This window comes from Streptomyces sp. NPDC057136 (genome assembly GCF_042670885.1).
GTDB lineage: Bacteria > Actinomycetota > Actinomycetes > Streptomycetales > Streptomycetaceae > Streptomyces.
In genome coordinates, this window is the sequence record NZ_JBHUUV010000103.1 from 1 (window position 1) to 1,832 (window position 1,832).

A 1,832-nucleotide genomic window follows, 5' to 3' on the forward strand; every position below is an offset into this window, starting at 1 on the left:
CCGGGTGACCCCCTGAATCCTGCAAAAGGATTGGGACTCCCCGTCGGCAACCACTCTCCGTAAGACGTCGCGTGCCGGCGTGTGGGGCCGGCTGCACGAGGAGATCCTGCACCGCCTCGACGACGCCGGCTTGCTCGACCTGTCCCGTGCCGTCCTCGACTCCGCCCACGTCCGGGCGAAAAAAGGGGGCGACCTCACCGGCCCAAGCCCCGTGGACCGGGGCAAAGCGGGATCCAAGATGCACGTCCTGTCGGACGCGAACGGGCTGCCCCTCACTGTCGGCCTCCCGGCCGCCAACACTCACGACAGCCAGGGGCTGAAGCCCATGGTGCTCGGTCACCAAACGAGACACGACCCCCACCGAGGCCGCAACTTCAAACCCCAGCGCCTGCACGCCGACAAGGCCTACGACATACCTGAACTGCGGAAATGGCTCCGCGGCAAACGTATCGGCGTTCGCATCGCCCGTAAGGGCGTCGAGTCCAGTGAACGACTTGGCCGCCGCCGGTGGGTGATCGAGCGGACCATGTCCTGGCTGACCGGCTACCGCCGGCTCAACCACCGCTACGAGCGCCATCCCCGCAACTACCTGGCCTTCCTCGGCCTCGCCGCAGCCGTCTGCTGCTACAAACGACTCGTCCGCCTCACCACATAGGACACGGTCTAACGACGTGGTGCGCGATAGGCGGGGAGCGGTGGAGGGGCCGGGTTGGACTTGCGGAATGATTGCTGCTCATGAGGCTGGGGTGGGCGCGTGGGGTGTTGTCGCATCGGATCTGTACTGGTCTGCCGCGTCGTCGGCTGGGGAAGCTGATTGAGGAGCTTGCCGGCCCCTGGCTCGCGCAGCAGGAGGGCCGGCTGCGCGAGCGCCGTGGTCATGAGCGGCTGCGTGCGGCCGGGGCGGGGCCGGATCGGGGGCTGGTGTTCACCGACCGGGTGATCGCCACCCTGGTCGTTCTGCGTTTCCAGCTCCCGCACCAAGCCCTGGCCGTGTTCTACGGCGTGGACCGCTCCACCATCACCCGGGCCGTCCACGAGATCCGGCCCCTGCTCGCGGCGCGGGGCTTCGCCGTCCCCGGCAAGCCCGGACTGCGGCTGCGTACCCTCGCGGACGTCTTCGCCTACGCCGCGGCCGAAGGCGTCGAACTGCGTCTCGACGGCACCGAGGTCCAGGTCCGCCGCCCCGCGGCGAACCGCCCCGGACGCCGGGCGTTCGTCTCGGGCAAGAAGAAGCGGAACACCAAGAAGCCCACCGTCATCAGCGACGGCAAGGGCCGGCTGCTGTGGGCCGGAGCCGTCCGGCCCGGCCGCATGCACGACGTCACCGCCCTGCGTACCGAAGGCATCGAGGAACTGCTCCAGCAGTATCCCGAGGTCAAGGTCAAGGCCGATTCCGGTTACCAGGGGCTGGCCAGAGACTTTCCCGGCCAGGTCACCGCCCCACCGCTGAAACCGAAGAAGGGCGCCCCGCCCGACGAGATCACCGCATGGGAACGGGCCCGCAAAGCCCAGTCCTCGGAGCGGATCTGCGTCGAGCACGCCATCGCCGAACCCAAGCAGTGGAGACCCCTGCAGCGCTGGACCGGGCGCCGCGAGTACTTCGACGACACCATGCTCGCCATCGCCGGGCTGGTCTCCGACCGCTGCGCGGAGCGCTGAAGATCACCAGCCAGACCCTCCGGGCCAACACGCCCCCCCTCAATCGCGCACCCAGTCGTTAGCGTCTCGTCGGCGGCCAGGCGGCGAGTCCGGTCACGCTCAGCCCGGTGCCGAGGTGCTGCTGGGCCCATTCCAGGAGCGGGCCGAGCGAGGTGTCGGCCGTATCGGGCAGG

The 1,832-nt window shown here is 69.3% G+C and carries 1 protein-coding gene and 1 pseudogene; both read left to right on the forward strand.

Annotated features, from left to right (window positions below; translation table 11 throughout):
• Window positions 1-67: 67 nt before the first annotated feature.
• Window positions 68-655 (forward strand): annotated as a pseudogene (locus ACFT7S_RS38650) (IS5 family transposase); the annotation flags it as partial.
• 80 nt (window positions 656-735) lie between these two features.
• Window positions 736-1,659: a transposase family protein gene (locus ACFT7S_RS38655; protein WP_377614118.1), complete on the forward strand. Its 924-nt coding sequence runs from the start codon at window positions 736-738 to the stop codon at window positions 1,657-1,659.
• Window positions 1,660-1,832 lie beyond the last annotated feature (173 nt).